Here is a 15,326-nt window from a genome sequence, read left to right as displayed (position 1 = left end):
AAAACGCCGGGCTTTTCAGCCCGGCGTTTTTATTGGGGAATCCGTAAGGTCAGAGCTTGGCCGCGTGACGCTGGTGACGCTCCATGTAGCGCTCCACGTAGGAGCAGGACGGGATCACCGTGTAGCCCATTTCGTCGGCGTATTGCAGCGCCCTTTCGGTCAGCGCCGCCGCAATGCCGCGTCCGCGCAAGGCATTGGGCACGAAGGTGCGATAGATATCCAGGGTCTGTTTGCCCAGGTCCATATAAGTCAGATAGGCACGATGACCGTCCACATTGGTCTCGAACTGATGACCAGCCTGGTCATGGTGGATGGACAACGCCTCGCTCATCACTACTCCTCGCGGGTCTGAATGCTGACCCCTACCTTACCGATGTTTTTCCGGCGAAGGAACATCTACGCCACCCCGTGCCTGTCTGGTCACCGAGCGCCAACACCCACCGCTCAACCCCGAGCACGTCGTGAATAGTAGGCACCAATGACGCAAATGCTCAAGGCACGCCCGTCAATGGGGGTAAAACCCGGTCGGGTTTATCGATTGAGCGCCACCGTCACGCGCTAGTCGGCCAAGGCGCAATAGCTGAACATCGCCAGTTGTTGAGTCGTGAGACGAGCGCCGGTTATTAAAGTCACCGCCAACACCAATAAAGATAGCCGCCCCCCTGAGCAAAAAACGCTCAAAAGTGTAGACGAATCAATAAACAACGACGTTAACGGCTTAAGGAAAGTTCTCCCGGGCACGGAACTTTTGCTCAATGACGCGCTCAAGCCAGGTGCCGGAGGCTGCATATTTTTTAAACAACACCCCAAAAAGTTGCTCGAAAAAGAATCACCGCCTACAATTTTTTTGCTTCTTGCGCGACGTCAGTTTACTTACTACAAGTAATGGGTAGTATGTACGCCGGCTAACTCCTCGCTGTGAGGAGACAGTCACTTAATAGAAAGTCCTTGAAGGGGAACACGATGAACAACGTTCTGAAATTCTCTGCTCTGGCCCTGGCCGCAGTTCTGGCTACCGGTTGCAGCAGCGCATCGAAAGAAACCGAAGCACGTCTGACTGCTACCGAAGACGCAGCAGCTCGCGCCCAAGCTCGTGCAGACGAAGCTTACCGTAAAGCTGATGAAGCTCTGGCTGCTGCTCAAAAAGCACAACAGACTGCTGACGAAGCTAACGAGCGTGCTCTGCGCATGCTGGAAAAAGCTAGCCGCAAGTAATAGTCCTCCGGGATTGTTATCGAGCCGACCCATTTTTTGGGTCGGCTTTTTTATTGCCCGGCGTTTCCCCAGGCGATAAAAAACCCGCCGACATCGCGAAACGCCGGCGGGTCTCTATTGCAGGTTTTACTGTTGCAGATCGATCGGCGCGCTGGAGACCATCGGTGCCGAAGTATTCGGAACGGCGATCTCGACCGGCAGGCCGTCTTCGGCCGCCACCACATCACGCACAACATCCCAGTCCATGCGCAGGTTGCTGGTGATGTCCTCACGCTTGAGCATCGTGTTGATCACCGCGGTGTGCTTGTCCACCACCGATGGGTTGCCGTTGTCGTCCAGCGGCGTGTGGGCCTCCAGATAAACCTTCCCGCCGCTCACACCCAGCTTGTAGGGATCGTTGATGATCCGTACCGAGGTGCCCACCGGCACCATGCCGGCCATCTGCAGTACGTTGTTGTTGAACATGCGGAAGCAGCCGTGGCTGGTGCGCATGCCGATGCCGAACTTCTTGTTCGAACCGTGGATCAGGTAACCCGGGGTGCCCAGGGTGAACTTGAACGGACCCAAGGGATTATCGGGACCGGCCGGCACCACGTTCGGCAACGGATCGCCGTCGGCGGCATGCTCAGCCTTGATCGAGGCCGGCGGAGTCCAGGTCGGATTCGGGGTCTTGGCAATGATGCTGGTGTGGGCGATCGGCGATCCCCAACCTTCACGGCCAATGCCCAGCGGGAAGGTGTAGACCACATTCCGGCCCTTGGGGAAGTAGTAGAGACGGTACTCGGCGAGGTTGATCACGATGCCTTCGCGCGGGCCAGGCGGCAGGATGAAACGGGTCGGCAGCACGACCTCGGTGCCCGCACCCGGCAACCAGGGATCGACGCCCGGGTTGGCAGCGACCATCTCGGTGTAGCCCAGGTCGTAGGTAGTGCCCAGGTCGGCGAAGGTGTCTTCGTATTTGGCCTTGATGACCTGCACCTGGCCAACAATGTCTTCGCCTGGCGGTGGCAGAGGCAGCTCCAGGGCGGCAACGGGACCAGCCATGCACAGGGCGGCAAGAGACAGGCAGCGGGTGACGGCAGGCAAGCGCAGCAACATCCGGGAAATCCTTTGCAGGTCGAACAGAGGGTATGAAGACTGTGATTGTACACCGGCCCCCGTTATTTCGGGGAGGGCAGGAATGAGGCGTCCGATGCCTAGCATGCCTGGAGACTGAAATAAAAACCTGTGGGAGCGAGCCTGCTCGCGATAGCGGCGGCACATCCAACATCAATGCAAGCAGGCCCACCGCCATCGCGAGCAGGCTCGCTCCCACAAGGGGCATGCCGGGGATCTGGGGAATTACAATTCGAACCGCAGTTCCGGCCAGATCGGCGAGGTGCCGCGCTTCTGGGACTCCAGGATCGCCCGGCACAATGAACACAGGCGATGGTCCTGGAATATCTTGCGGTCAACAGCCGACCAGCGCGGCTGGGCCGGCAGCAGGCTGCCGCACAGGGTCCGGTCGGCCGAGCCACCGAGTTCCAGTTGCCGGGTCACCAGATGCACCCGCACTTCCTGGCAGGCGAACAGGTCCAGCTGTTCGTCAGGCTCGATCAGTTGGTAGGCAAACAGGGACCAGGCGGGACGCGGCATCGGGGGCTCCAAATCGGGGGCGCCACATTAGCCGAAAGACCGCCTGTAGAAAAGCTTCACAGCAGCGGTTTTAGCGTCGGCCAGACATTTTCCAGCAACTTGCCCTGGGCCGCGACGGACGGGTGCAAGCCATCGCCCTGCATCATCCCCGGAACACCACCAACGTCCTGAAGGAAAAACGGCACCAGCGGCACGTTTTTCTCCTCGGCCAGGGTGCTGTAGACCCGGGCAAAGGCATCGGTGTAGCGCTGCCCATAATTGGGCGGCAACTGCATGCCCAGCAGCAGTACCTTGGCACCGCTGGCGCGGGAGCTGTCGATCATCGCTGCAAGGTTTTGTTGCAATTGCGTTGGCGGCTGTCCACGCAAGCCATCGTTGCCACCCAGTTCCAGGATCACCAGGTCCGGCTTATGGGCTGCAAGCAGCGCCGGCAGCCGCGCCTGGCCGCCTGCACTGGTGTCACCACTGATAGAAGCATTGACCACTTTGTCGTCGAAACCTTCGGCCTTGAGCCGTTGTTCGAGCAAGGATACCCAACCTTGCCGGGTATCCAGGCCGAAAGCGGCGCTGATACTATCGCCAACGATCAGGACTGTACCCGCCGCTGCGTTCTGGGCCATGCACATCAGGGCCAGGCCGGCACTCAAAAACCACACACGCATCGGATTCTCCATGGGCTCAAGCATTCTCACCGCGAAGGACCTTAGCAAAGTGGTTCCCAGCGCGGAAGGTGAACTGACTATCCTGCACGAACTCAGCCTGGAACTGAACAAGGGCGACAGCCTGGCCATTGTCGGCGCATCCGGTTCCGGCAAATCCACCCTCCTGGGCCTGCTGGCCGGCCTCGACCTGCCCAGCAGCGGTGAAGTGACCCTCGCAGGTCAAGCCCTCAGCGTTCTGGATGAAGACCAGCGGGCCCGGATCCGCGCCGAGCATGTCGGCTTTGTCTTCCAGTCGTTCCAGTTGCTCGACAGCCTCAATGCGCTGGAAAACGTCATGCTGCCATTGGAGCTTGATGGTCGCCAGGATGCCCGCGAACGCGCTACGGAATTGCTGCAGCGGGTCGGCCTGGGCCAGCGTCTGACCCATTCGCCCCGCCAGCTCTCCGGCGGCGAGCAGCAACGCGTGGCGATTGCCCGTGCCTTTGCGGCCGAGCCGGACGTGCTGTTTGCCGACGAACCCACTGGCAACCTCGACAGCCACACCGGTGAGCGCATCAGCGATCTTCTGTTCGAGTTGAACAAGGAAAGCGGCACGACCCTGGTGCTGGTCACCCATGACGAACGCCTGGCCCATCGTTGCCGGCGCCTGATTCGACTTGAAGCCGGCCAGATGGTCGCCCCCCTGGAGCCTTGATGGCACGCTTGCCGCTGTTGCGTCTGTTCAGTCTCGCTGTCCGCCAATTGCTGCGCGACGCCCGCGCCGGCGAACTGCGGGTGTTGTTCTTCGCCCTGCTGGTGGCGGTGGCGGCGAGTACCGCCATCGGCTACTTCGGAGCCCGTCTCAACGGCGCGATGATGATGCGCGCCACCGAATTCCTTGGCGCCGACCTGCTGCTCGAAGGCAGCTCGCCTGCCCGTCCCGAACAGATTCGCGGCGGCACCGATCTGGGCCTCGAACATGCCCGGGTGGTGGAGTTTTCCAGCGTCGTGGCCACCGACAATGGCATTCAGCTCTCCAGCGTCAAGGCCGTCGATGACATCTACCCCCTGCGCGGCGAACTGAAAAGCGCCCCTGCCCCGTTCGCCCCGGAAGAAACCGGCGGGCGACCGAACCCTGGCGAGGCCTGGGTTGAAGCACGGCTGCTGACGGCACTGGACCTGAAAATAGGCGACAGCATCGACGTCGGCAACCAGCCCCTGCGCCTGAGCCGTGTGTTGACCTACGAACCGGATCGCGCCGGCAATTTCTATAGCCTCACGCCCCGGGTCATGATCAACCTCAAGGACCTGGACGCTACCGGCGTCGTGCAGCCCGGCAGCCGCGTCAGTTATCGCGACCTGTGGCGCGGCCCGGCACCAGCGCTGCAAACCTACCGCGACCTGATCAAGCCGGGCCTGGAGCCCAATCAGCGGCTGCAGGATGCACGCGATGGCAACCGGCAGATCGGTGGCGCCCTGGGCAAGGCCGAACGGTATCTGAACATGGCCAGCCTGGTGGCGGTGCTGCTGTCCGGCGTCGCCGTCGCCCTCTCGGCCAACCGCTTTGCCACCCGACGCTTTGATGCCAGCGCACTGCTGCGTTGCCTGGGGTTGTCACGCCGGGAAACCATGGTGCTGTTCAGCCTGCAATTGACCGTGCTGGGCCTGCTGGCCAGCCTCAGCGGTGCGCTGCTTGGCTGGGTCGCCCAACTGGGACTGTTTGCACTGCTGCATGACCTGTTACCCACGACCGTCCCGCCGGGTGGCCTGCTGCCGGCCATTGCCGGAATCGGCACCGGAATGGTGGCGTTGGCCGGCTTCGCCCTGCCCCCTCTGGCCGCGCTGGGACGGGTACCCCCCTTGCGCGTTTTACGCCGGGACATGCTGCCGATTCCTTCCAGCACCTGGGTGGTCTATGGGGCCGCCCTGGGTGCCCTTGGCCTGATCATGTGGCGCTTGAGCCTGGACCTGGTCCTGACGTTCGCCCTGCTCGGCGGTGGCGTCATCGCAGCACTGGTGCTCGGCGGCCTGCTGTTGCTGCTGCTCCAAAGCTTGCGCAGGATGCTGGCCCGCGCCTCGTTACCCTGGCGGCTCGGCCTGGGCCAGTTGCTGCGCCACCCCTTGGCGGCGGCCGGCCAAGCGTTGGCCTTCGGCTTGATTCTGTTGTCCATGGCGCTGATCGCCCTCTTGCGCGGCGAGCTGCTGGACACCTGGCAAAACCAGTTGCCGAAAAACGCCCCGAACTATTTCGCCCTGAATATCTTGCCCAACGACAAGCAGGCCTTCACCGACAAGCTGCTGGCGTTGTCGGCGCAATCGGCGCCGCTCTACCCCGTGGTACCGGGACGCCTGATCAGTATCAACGGCGAGCCGGCCAAGGAGTTTGTCACCAAGGACTCGGCTGGTGACCGGGCCCTGCAGCGCGACCTGAGCCTGACCTGGGCTGCGGACCTGCCGGCGGGCAACGTCGTCACGGCCGGGACCTGGTGGCCGCAGCAACCGCCGGACGATATTCCGGGCGTTTCGGTAGAAGGCAAGGTGGCCGAGAACCTCAAGATCCAGCTGGGGGACCGTCTGGTTTTCAACGTGGGCGGCGTCAATCGCGAGGCGAAGGTCACCAGCTTGCGAGAAATCAACTGGGACAACTTTCAGCCTAACTTTTTCATGATCTTCCAACCCGGCACGCTGAAGGATCTACCGGCCACCTATCTCACCAGCTTCTATCTGGCGGCAGGCCACGACCAGCAGATTGTCGACCTGTCCAGGGCCTTCCCGGCGGTGACGATCCTGCAAGTCGAAGCCCTGCTCGAGCAGTTGCGCAGCATCCTGGCCCAGGTCACCCTGGCCGTGGAATATGTGTTGCTGTTTGTACTGGCTGCGGGAATGGCCGTGCTGTTCTCCGGCCTGCAAGCCACCCTCGATGAACGGATCCACCAAGGTGCGCTGCTCCGCGCCCTGGGTGCCGAACGAGCCCTGTTGGTCAAGGCCCGGCGCATCGAGTTCGGGCTGTTGGGTGCGGTCAGTGGCTTGCTCGCGGCCTTGGGTTCGGAACTGGTGAGCCTGGTGCTTTATCGTTACGCGTTCGACCTGCCCTGGCATCCGCATCCATGGCTGCTGGTACTGCCTTTGGTGGGAGCATTATTGATCGGGGCTGCTGGTGTGTTCGGCACGCGTCGAGCCCTCAATGCCAGCCCGCTGACAGTCTTGCGCGAGGGTTGATAGACTCCCGGCTTCGCCACCACAAGAAGTTGCCATGAGCCGTTATCGCCCACCCCGCACCGCCGGCACCGCGTTGATCACCCCTGAGGGCGAGGCGCGGATGCGCGCTGAATTTCATGAACTGTGGCATGTGCGCCGCCCTCAGGTGACCCAAGCAGTCAGCGAGGCGGCGGCCCAGGGGGATCGTTCGGAAAACGCCGAATACACCTATGGCAAGAAAATGCTGCGGGAAATCGACAGCCGCGTGCGTTTCCTCACCAAGCGCCTGGAAGCCCTCAAGGTGGTCAGTGAAAAACCCAGTGACCCGAACAAAGTGTATTTCGGCGCTTGGGTCACGGTTGAAGATGAGGACGGCAAAGAGTCTCGCTATCGCATCGTCGGCCCCGACGAACTGGACCTGAAAAAGAACCTCATCAGCATCGACTCGCCCTTGGCGCGGGCGTTGATCGGCAAAGCGCTGGATGCTGAGATCAAGGTTCAGACACCCGCAGGTGAACAACTTTTATATGTCACTCACATTGAATACATATAAAGCTTCACCGGCCCAAGGCCCGAAAAACCCAGTCATCTCAGCTCACCTCAGCGGCGGGTAATCAGCCCCTGTCGGGCCACGCGGGTCAATTGCCGGATCATTTCGCTGGCGTGCGCCGCACTGGGGGACTGGATAACGGCCAGATCGAAACTGTCATCGGCAAAACGCGCCAGAGACTCACCGTCTTCGACAAACTGGATAAGGAACGCCGCCGGCCCGTGGTTGCGTCGCGGCCAGCCGTCGAGATAGCGCAATAACGTAGGCTGGTGAGTACCGCCCAGAAGGATTTTTGGATTGCGTTGCAGAAGGTTCGCCGTGATCGGCGCAAGACGTACAAGGGGGCTGGATGCGTTCATCGTGTCGTGTCTCTGCCTCAAAAGTCTGCATGGCAGGTGAGAGGCAACACCGAACCAGCGCTTTAGCGGTATTTCGAAGCCCCGTGTGACCGGCTTCTATCGGTGACTGAATGAGTCACCTGGCGCCCCGCAAGTAGCTGTTTAAATCGGCGCATGAGCGGCATCCTAGAGAAGCTGACCGGCCAGTGTCAAGAATCTGCGCGCACAAAAAAGGCCCGTTCCAGACGGGCCTTCAATGATTCAGGTATGCAATCAGCGGGCGATGGCCTGGTCGACCGACAACTTGCCAGCACCTTCGATCAGCACCGCGACGCTGCCTGCCAGCAAAGCCAGGGCAAACTCATAACCGTTGTTGGCCATGAACAGACCGTTGCCAATGTGCACGGAGAAAATCGCCACCAGCGACAGGAAGGCCAGTCCCAGCGCCGCTGGACGGGCCAGCAGACCGATGATCAAGGCCAGCCCGGCGAAAAACTCGGTGCCGCCGGCCAGTGTCGCCATCAGATAACCTGGGGTCAGACCAATGCTTTCCATCCACTGCGCCGTCCCCGTCAGGCCGTAGCCACCGAACAGACCGAAGAGTTTCTGGGAGCCATGGGCGGCGAAGATGATCCCGACAACGATGCGCAGGACAGTCAGGCCATAGCCAGCGCGAGTAAACAGAACTTTGTTGATGAAAGTGCTCATTAGGTTCATTCCTTGGGATAAGTGGGTTGGCCGCTATATTAATCAACAAAATGCATGATAAAAGCGGAAAAAATCCGTGATACCAATCAGTTTACTCGATCATTTACGCACAACAACCTTTTGTTCCCTGGGTTCCAGCGACTCCCGTTCACGATCAAATGCCAGATAGTATTTGTTCACACTATTAACGTAGCTTACTGCGCCCATTCCCACCTGCTCCATGGCGATGCGTTCGACCTGGAAGAACCACTGATTGGGATTGAGTCCCCGCCGCCTGGCCTCGGCCCGCATGCCTTGGACACGCTCAGGCCCCATGTTGTAGGCGGCCAGGACGAAGGCCATTCGCTCGCGCTCATTGAGCTTGGGGCTGGCGAAAAACTTTCGGCGTATCAAGGCCAGGTACTTGGCGCCAGCCTGCACGTTGGCGTCCAGGTTCTGGATGTTGCGCACCCCGACCCTCTGGGCTGCTGAAGGGGTAATCTGCATAAGACCCGTAGGGCCGCTGCCACTGCGGGCATTGGGTTGCAGGGAAGACTCCTTGAACGCCAGTGCCGCCAGGTTCAGCCAATCCATGCCTTGGGCCGTGGCATGTTTTTGCAACACCGGGCGCAGTTTCTCAAGACGCTGGCGATTGGCACGGGCCAGCGGATAGTGAACCCGGTACAAGCGGCGATAGATGCGCAGAAACGCCGCGTCCTGATTGGAAGGCGCCTTATAAGTCGTCAGGAAGCGGTCGATGCTCGCTCGCAGCATGGCGGCGTCACGACGGACAAACCAATACTCGTCAGCCGGCTCGCCAATGAGCACCTGCCGGTCGAAACGCAGCTTGGGCAGGATCTTGCTCCAGCGTTCGGCAATGGGCTGCTCGACGATGGTCAGATGGAAAATCCCGGCCTGAACCATTTCCAGCACATCTTCCACCGCCAGGGTCGGGTCGACCCACTCGATCTTCACCGGCGGTAATTTACGCAGTGCCAGCTTCTGGTTGATCTGACTCAGGGCTTCCCCTGCGGCGCTACCGTTGGGCAGGGCCAGGGTCTTGCCCGACAGTTGCTCTACGCGGGTGTAGCGCCGCTGGCCCTTGGCTCCCACCAGAAGCAACGGCACGTCGGTGCGAATCGGATTGCTGGCGCTGACCGCAAGGCCAGCCAGGGGCTCGAGCAACTCGCCGGGCGCGACCAGATCGCCTTCTCCGCGTTGCAAGGCGCCCAGCAGTTGGTCCTTGGCCTTGGGAATGATTTTGAGGGTGATTTTCTGGTCATCCCGAGCGTGGCCGTTGAGGTATTGCTCGAAGGCACGTAAGCGATGATATTCGACGCCAATGGGTTGCCCCTTGACTTCGCCAGAGCTGTTGCGGCTCTGGTTGACCAAAACTTTCAGCACCCGGCTGCTGCGGATTTGCGCAAGGTCGCGCACCGTAGTCGGCGCTACCACCTGTACCGGGCCGGGCAGCCGCGCCTCGGCCGGCATCGGCAGCAACAGCGAACAACACAGCAGCAACAACACTTGGGGACGTGTCATCCACTCTCCGAAAGGATACCGCGGCCCGCAGCCTTGAAATATCGAAGCTGGGGTCGACAGAAACAGAGCACCTGGGGCGCTGAAAAGTGCGAAAGACTGGCACAGTGCTGGCGTTTATACCAACCCGACCGGTCTGGCGGCCTCAACAGACAGCCTCAACTCGTTGTAGTTCTTGGCTTTTCTTATAAATCTACAGCTCTGATATGCTTTGCGGCCTTTGGGTCGAGGTAGCACCATGCAACTCATCGATATCGGCGTCAACCTGACCAACCCCAGTTTTGCCGACAAACACGAGGCCGTGCTTGAGCGCGCCTATGCGGCCGGTGTCTGCCAACTGGTCTTGACCGGTACCAGCGTCGACGGCAGCGAACAGGCGTTTGAGCTGTGCCAGCGCCTCGATGACGCCGGGGAACGGCTGTTTTCCACCGCCGGTGTTCACCCCCATAGCGCCAGCGACTGGACCGCCGATAGCGCCAGGCACCTCAAAGACCTGCTGAAACAAGACCGCGTTCGCGCAGTGGGTGAATGCGGGCTGGATTTCAACCGGGACTTCTCCCCGCGCCCGCAGCAGGAAAAAGTCCTGGAAGAACACCTCGCCCTGGCGGTGGAGTTGCAATTGCCGGTCTTTCTTCACGAACGTGATGCCGATCAGCGACTGCTGGAAATCCTGCGGGATTTTCGCGACCAATTGCCCGCAGCGGTGGTGCACTGCTTTACCGGTGAGAAAAAGGCCCTGTTCAGCTATCTCGACCTGGACTTGCATATAGGCATCACAGGCTGGATCTGCGACGAGCGCCGGGGCACCCATTTGCATCCATTGGTACGGGAAATTCCTCGCACTCGCTTGATGCTTGAAAGCGATGCACCGTACCTGTTGCCTCGCACACTGCGCCCCAAACCCAAGAATGGTCGAAACGAACCGGCCTACCTGACGGAAACCTTGCGCGAAGTCGCCTTGCACCGGGGCGAAAGCCAGGAAGACCTCGCTGCCCATAGCACCGCCTGTGCCCGCGCGTTTTTTGGCTTGCCCACCCTCTCCTGACCCAGTGAAAACCTGTGGGAGCGAGCCTGCTCGCGATAGCAATGGATCAGCTTGCCCATAGGCCGACTGGTACACCGCTATCGCGAGCAGGCTCGCTCCCAAAGGGGATAGGCGTTGTCTGTTGACCCATATCAACACCCCACACCTTGGATAGCGGCACAATAATGGCACCTTGCCAAAACTGTTTCCGCTATCAGAGAAGACCTTCCATGGGTGCCTGGCTTAGCAATATCTCACTGAAGTACAAATTCTGGGCGGTCAATGCGGTCGCCTTTGTCACGACCTTGCTGCTCGTACTCTACGCGGTGCAGCTCGAACAACAGGCGCGCAACCATGCGGCCCAGGCAAACGCCCAGGCCCAGGCACGCTTGCTCAGTGCCTGGCCTGCCGGGCAGCCATTGCCCAAGGCCGATCACCTGCTGGCATTCCAGCGCGGCCAGATTCCCACATTGAACGATCAATCATTGCCTTCAATAGCAGAGGCCAACGGCTGGGTAGCACTCTCGGCCAGCCCCCTGTTGGGCGACAACCCACTGCTGGGCGCCGAAGTAATCCGTGGCGGTGACGGCCAACAGTTGGCCGTGCTGGCCCAAGGCGCAAGCCTGAGCCAGGTGTTCAGGGAACGCTTCAGCCAATACGCCGTGGCGGTGTTCGTGTTGATGCTGGCCATGCTGGGCGCATCGCAGCTGCTAATCCGGTTTCTGCTCAGCCAGCTCAACACCCTGAAGGATGTGATGCTGCACGTGGAAAAAACCGGTGACCTGTCCGCCCGCGTCCCCTTGGCCTGCAAGGACGAAGTGGGCCAGATGGCGGCGGCGTTCAATGCCATGCAAGCCGGATATCAACGTGTGGTTGACACCGTTGCCAGCACTGCTCGGCAACTGGACAGCGGTGCAGCACGCCTGGCATCGAGCATGAACGATGTTCGCCACGGCATGCTCGGCCAGCAAAGCGAAACCGATCAGGCGGCGACGGCGATCAACGAGATGTCCGCTACGGTTTATCACATCGCCCAACATGCCGGCGCCACCCGCGACCTGTCGAAAAGCGCCGATACCTTGGCCGGCAATGGCCGCGAAGTAGTCAGCCGGGTGCAACAGTCGATCACCGGACTCTCCCGCGGCGTGCAGCAGACCGCCGAAATGATCCAGCGCCTGGCCGAGGACAGCCAGAAGATCAACAGCGTGGTCAGCGTGATCCACAGCATCGCCGAACAGACCAATCTACTGGCCCTCAACGCGGCCATTGAGGCGGCGCGAGCCGGGGAAATGGGTCGAGGGTTTGCAGTGGTGGCCGACGAAGTACGCAACCTGGCCAAGCGGGTACAGACCTCTACGGATGAAATCACCGCCATGGTGTCGGCCTTGCAGGCGGGAACCCGGGACGCGGTGGATTTCATGCAGGAAAGCTCCTACAAGGCCGACGATTGCGTGCAACAGGCCCGGGAAGCCGGTGAGGCTCTGGAGCAAATCACCGGGGCGGTGGCGCAGATGCGCGAGAGCAACACCCAGATCGCCGTGGCGGCCGAGCAGCAAAGCCAGGTTGCCGAGGAAATGAACCGGGCGGTCGTGAGTATTCGTGACGTGACTGAAAACACCGTGCGCCAGACGGTGGACTCGGCCACCACCAGCCATGAGCTGGCGACGTTGGCCGGTGAGTTGAACAAGGCGATCGGGCAGCTCAGGCTCTAGGGCCCCGCTGCCAATTGACCTGCCTGGGAGAGTTCTTGCGGCCGGGGGTTTATCTGTGGGAGCAAGGCTTGCCCGCGATGAAGACAATATGGTCTCCCTGGGGAACGAGGCGCCTGCATCGCGGGCAAGCCTTGCTCCCACAACGGTGAAAGGCTATGGCCACCTATCACGTCGATAGCCAACCGCGATTCGTCGCGCTGCCCGGCCGGGCTTACGCTTGGGTTACTCGGTTAGCGAACTCAAGGATCAGCATCATGGGCAAACGTCACCCCCACTTCCCGGCCTGGCAATGGCGCACCTGCCTTGACCATCATGGTCACCCGAGCAATCCGGTGTTGCACCAGATTGCCGTACCGCTGTTCATCGTCGCGTTTTTGCTGATGGTATCGGGGGTGTTCAGCCTCAGCCTGGCCAATGTCGCCATCGGCTCCCTCGGCATGATTGCCGCACTCGTGTTGCAGTGCCACGGTCATGAAGAGCCTTAGGCGAAAACTGTCACTGTCTGCCGGCTCAGGGCGATCAAGCGACCATCCGCGCTCCAGAACCTGGCGGCGACATGGCCGTAACCGTCCTGAGCATGCTCGATCTCGGCCAGGTATTTACACCAGTCCAGTGTCGTGAGTTCCAGCAGTGGCTGGACGAACTCAATGGTCCAGGTGAGCGTACTGCCCGGTGCCATTTGAGTGAGATGGGGTAGCAACGCCGGAGGCCAGGCATCGACCAATGCCAGGATGTGCCCCTCGTTCAGCGGCTCCTCTTTGACATCACCACGCAAGCGCACCCAGCCCCCCATGCTGCGGGATTTGTTGCCGGTAAACGGCAGGCCACCAACACTCCAGCACAGCGCCAGGTGACGCATGAATTCCGGCGTAGCGCCCTTGATGTAGGGCAGTTCCTGGCATTGCTCCACGCTTTTGAACTCAGGCGCGGGGTCGGCCTGGACCGCCACCACGGAAGAGCGCGAGGCGCCGAAGCTGCCTTGTACCACGGTCACTACCTGACCGTTCTGTACCGCTCGCCCCAATACTTGGCTGACCGCCTTGCCTTCACGCAATACGTCGACTTCGAAACTGACGGGTACGTCGGCCGCTACCGGCCCGACGAAGGTGATCGCCAGCGAACGCACCGGGCGATCCGCCGGAACCCGCGCACGCATCGCTTCATATTGCAGCGCCGCCACCAGACCGCCAAAACTGGCGCGTCCCTGGCCCCATTCAGGCGCGATGATCACGCAGTCAGGCTGACGGCGCACGGCATCGATCAAATCGGAAAAGCGCATGACAACCTCGAAAACATGGGAAAAAGATGCAGGAATCTTAACCAGCCCAGACGGGTGGCACAGCGCTCATTCTGGCCAAAGAGACTGACAGATAGGCCGCGGCATCCCAACCCCCGCCAATCTACTGTGGGAGCGAGCCTGCTCGCGATAGCGGTGAGTCAGCTTGAATAACTGGTGACTGACGCGGCGCTATCGCGAGCAGGCTCGCTCCCACAAGGGAATATCTGCAGGACTCAGGATTTTTTGAAGCAACTGGCAACGAGTTTATCGAGCACTTTATCGGACTTGGCCTCGGCCTTTTCCATGGTGCTGAGCCAGACCGGCACGCAGGATTGCAAGTCGCTTTCCTGCTTGGCCCTGGCCAGCCATTGCCAGCAATCGTGCCAGTCCCCCAAGGCGCCTTGGGCGGACTTGAGCCGTGGCATGGCCGCTTCGGGTAGGCGGTCAAGTTCGGGGTAGGCTTCGATGGCGTAGCGCACACGCTTGATCAGCAGCCGCAAACGGTGGCGATCATGGGCCGGATCGCCCAAGGCTTCGCCGAGTTTCTTCCATTGTTTGTCCAGGCGCTTTTCGATGCGTTTGCGCAGACCTTTAAGCAGGTCCTGACGTTGCGCCGCGCGAATGAAGCGCGGGAAAGCATCAAGCACCATCAGCAATTGGGCCAGCTCCGGGCTGCCGGCAACGGCGGGATAAGCATCGGCCATTTGCACCTGGCGCCGCCACGCGGCTTCGATCTTGCCGTGCTGCTCAAGGTAGGCGGCCAGCACTTCCCGGTCACGCAGGGGCGTGGTCAGCACGCCGACCGCCGAGGCCGCCGTTTCCAGCTGCTCGACACCGGGCAAACCGCGCAACGGACGAAGCAAGCTGCGCAAACGGCGAACCGTGGTCCGCAGGTCATGCAGGGCTTCACTGTCGGTATGGGCATTGAGGCGGGCCTGACAGGCCAGCAGCCGGACTTCCAGGCCCAGTATCCGGGCCACCAGCCGATCAATCATGGGGACGTACTCCGTACGTAGCGTTGAGCGTCAAGCTGCAAGCTTCAAGTGAGGAGCAGAGTGCTCCCCTAACTTGTAGCTTGCCGCTGACAGCTTGTCGCTGCTATTAACGCCCTGCGCGGGATTCGCGGATGTAGAAACGGGCCTTCTCGGCCTTTTTGGTGCACCCCTCAAACGCTTCGAACTGCTGCTGGGTCTTGGCGCCGGTCAACAACGACAGGGCCTTGGAATAACTCACGGTGCCGGCAAAACCTTCGGCCTTGGCCAGGTCCAGTTCGCGCCAGGCACTGTCGAGCTGGCTGCCGCAGCTATCGCGGTAAGCGGTCTTGCCGGCACAACCGGCCAGGGCCAAAACCATCAAGGATGCCACCAGGGGCAGACAAATCCGGGCTTTCATCAATTACACCTCAAGTCAGGTCAACAGTCGTGCAAGTAAGACGGTCCAGCCCGCAAAAAGTGCCAATGCCCGACCGCGTAAATACAAGTGTGGGCGAGCATACGCAAATGCCGGCA

At 60.9% G+C, this 15,326-nt stretch carries 16 protein-coding genes and 1 pseudogene; 7 read left to right on the top strand and 10 right to left on the bottom strand.

From position 1 onward, the window contains the following. Nucleotides 1-49: 49 nt before the first annotated feature. Nucleotides 50-331, bottom strand: a complete 282-nt coding sequence (locus PSH91_RS08480) for a GNAT family N-acetyltransferase (RefSeq protein WP_047226353.1) — start codon at nucleotides 329-331, stop codon at nucleotides 50-52. 632 nt (nucleotides 332-963) lie between these two features. Here PSH91_RS08480 and oprI point away from each other — a divergent pair. Beyond that, on the top strand, nucleotides 964-1,215 hold the full coding sequence (gene oprI / locus PSH91_RS08475) for an outer membrane lipoprotei OprI (protein WP_011335311.1): 252 nt from the start codon (nucleotides 964-966) through the stop codon (nucleotides 1,213-1,215). Between the two features lie 126 nt (nucleotides 1,216-1,341). Here the strand turns inward: oprI and PSH91_RS08470 are convergent, their stop codons facing one another. The 3 genes from PSH91_RS08470 to PSH91_RS08460 form a co-directional block, all read right to left on the bottom strand. Further along, complete coding sequence (locus tag PSH91_RS08470; RefSeq protein WP_047226352.1) at nucleotides 1,342-2,313, bottom strand: L,D-transpeptidase family protein; 972 nt, start codon at nucleotides 2,311-2,313, stop codon at nucleotides 1,342-1,344. A 243-nt stretch (nucleotides 2,314-2,556) separates the two neighbouring features. Next, nucleotides 2,557-2,850 (bottom strand): hypothetical protein, encoded by a 294-nt coding sequence (locus PSH91_RS08465; protein ID WP_047226351.1) that lies wholly within the window; start codon nucleotides 2,848-2,850, stop codon nucleotides 2,557-2,559. 56 nt (nucleotides 2,851-2,906) lie between these two features. Further along, nucleotides 2,907-3,512 carry an arylesterase gene (locus tag PSH91_RS08460; RefSeq protein ID WP_047226350.1) on the bottom strand — a complete coding sequence of 202 codons (606 nt, stop codon included), beginning with the start codon at nucleotides 3,510-3,512 and terminating at the stop codon, nucleotides 2,907-2,909. A gap of 10 nt (nucleotides 3,513-3,522) precedes the next feature. Here PSH91_RS08460 and PSH91_RS08455 point away from each other — a divergent pair, with 10 nt between their 5' ends. Genes PSH91_RS08455 through greB form a run of 3 tightly spaced genes read left to right on the top strand, consistent with a single transcriptional unit; the run spans nucleotide 3,523 to nucleotide 7,242 of the window. After that, the gene (locus PSH91_RS08455) at nucleotides 3,523-4,206 is read left to right on the top strand and encodes an ABC transporter ATP-binding protein (protein ID WP_092397715.1); all 684 of its coding nucleotides are present in this window, start codon (nucleotides 3,523-3,525) and stop codon (nucleotides 4,204-4,206) included. Further along, nucleotides 4,206-6,710: an ABC transporter permease gene (locus PSH91_RS08450; RefSeq protein WP_076385720.1), complete on the top strand. Its 2,505-nt coding sequence runs from the start codon at nucleotides 4,206-4,208 to the stop codon at nucleotides 6,708-6,710. The genes PSH91_RS08455 and PSH91_RS08450 overlap by 1 nt, the downstream gene beginning before the upstream one ends. 34 nt (nucleotides 6,711-6,744) lie before the next feature. Next, nucleotides 6,745-7,242: a transcription elongation factor GreB gene (gene greB, locus PSH91_RS08445; RefSeq protein ID WP_047226347.1), complete on the top strand. Its 498-nt coding sequence runs from the start codon at nucleotides 6,745-6,747 to the stop codon at nucleotides 7,240-7,242. 47 nt (nucleotides 7,243-7,289) lie between these two features. Here the strand turns inward: greB and PSH91_RS08440 are convergent, their stop codons facing one another. The 3 genes from PSH91_RS08440 to PSH91_RS08430 form a co-directional block, all read right to left on the bottom strand. Next, nucleotides 7,290-7,598 carry a hypothetical protein gene (locus PSH91_RS08440; protein ID WP_047226346.1) on the bottom strand — a complete coding sequence of 103 codons (309 nt, stop codon included), beginning with the start codon at nucleotides 7,596-7,598 and terminating at the stop codon, nucleotides 7,290-7,292. A gap of 252 nt (nucleotides 7,599-7,850) precedes the next feature. Beyond that, complete coding sequence (locus tag PSH91_RS08435; RefSeq protein ID WP_047226345.1) at nucleotides 7,851-8,285, bottom strand: DoxX family protein; 435 nt, start codon at nucleotides 8,283-8,285, stop codon at nucleotides 7,851-7,853. A gap of 99 nt (nucleotides 8,286-8,384) precedes the next feature. Further along, a complete protein-coding gene (locus PSH91_RS08430; protein ID WP_047226344.1) occupies nucleotides 8,385-9,806 on the bottom strand; it encodes a transglycosylase SLT domain-containing protein in 1,422 nt (473 codons plus the stop codon). Nucleotides 9,807-10,041: 235 nt separating this feature from the next. On the opposite strand from PSH91_RS08430, the gene PSH91_RS08425 reads away from it, so the two are divergent. From PSH91_RS08425 to PSH91_RS08415, 3 genes and pseudogenes are all read left to right on the top strand, one after another. Continuing rightward, nucleotides 10,042-10,848: a TatD family hydrolase gene (locus PSH91_RS08425; RefSeq protein WP_305467860.1), complete on the top strand. Its 807-nt coding sequence runs from the start codon at nucleotides 10,042-10,044 to the stop codon at nucleotides 10,846-10,848. Between the two features lie 209 nt (nucleotides 10,849-11,057). Beyond that, entirely contained in the window at nucleotides 11,058-12,539 is a 1,482-nt protein-coding gene (locus PSH91_RS08420) for a methyl-accepting chemotaxis protein (RefSeq protein ID WP_047226342.1), read from the top strand. 254 nt (nucleotides 12,540-12,793) lie between these two features. Continuing rightward, a pseudogene (locus PSH91_RS08415) lies at nucleotides 12,794-13,012 on the top strand (terminase); the annotation flags it as partial. Between the two features lie 8 nt (nucleotides 13,013-13,020). On the opposite strand, the gene PSH91_RS08410 reads toward PSH91_RS08415, so the two are convergent. The 3 genes from PSH91_RS08410 to PSH91_RS08400 all read right to left on the bottom strand — a co-directional run bounded on the left by PSH91_RS08410 (nucleotide 13,021) and on the right by PSH91_RS08400 (nucleotide 15,210). Continuing rightward, a complete protein-coding gene (locus PSH91_RS08410) occupies nucleotides 13,021-13,818 on the bottom strand; it encodes an acyl-CoA thioesterase II (protein ID WP_047226341.1) in 798 nt (265 codons plus the stop codon). 233 nt (nucleotides 13,819-14,051) lie between these two features. Further along, nucleotides 14,052-14,813 (bottom strand): CHAD domain-containing protein, encoded by a 762-nt coding sequence (locus PSH91_RS08405; RefSeq protein WP_305467858.1) that lies wholly within the window; start codon nucleotides 14,811-14,813, stop codon nucleotides 14,052-14,054. 106 nt (nucleotides 14,814-14,919) lie between these two features. Next, on the bottom strand, nucleotides 14,920-15,210 hold the full coding sequence (locus PSH91_RS08400) for a hypothetical protein (RefSeq protein ID WP_039588883.1): 291 nt from the start codon (nucleotides 15,208-15,210) through the stop codon (nucleotides 14,920-14,922). Between the last annotated feature and the right edge of the window lie 116 nt (nucleotides 15,211-15,326).

It is taken from the genome of Pseudomonas sp. FP1154 (genome assembly GCF_030687245.1).
In the GTDB taxonomy this organism is placed as follows: Bacteria; Pseudomonadota; Gammaproteobacteria; order Pseudomonadales; family Pseudomonadaceae; genus Aquipseudomonas; species Aquipseudomonas rhizophila.
This window is presented reverse-complemented; position numbering and strand designations above follow the sequence as displayed.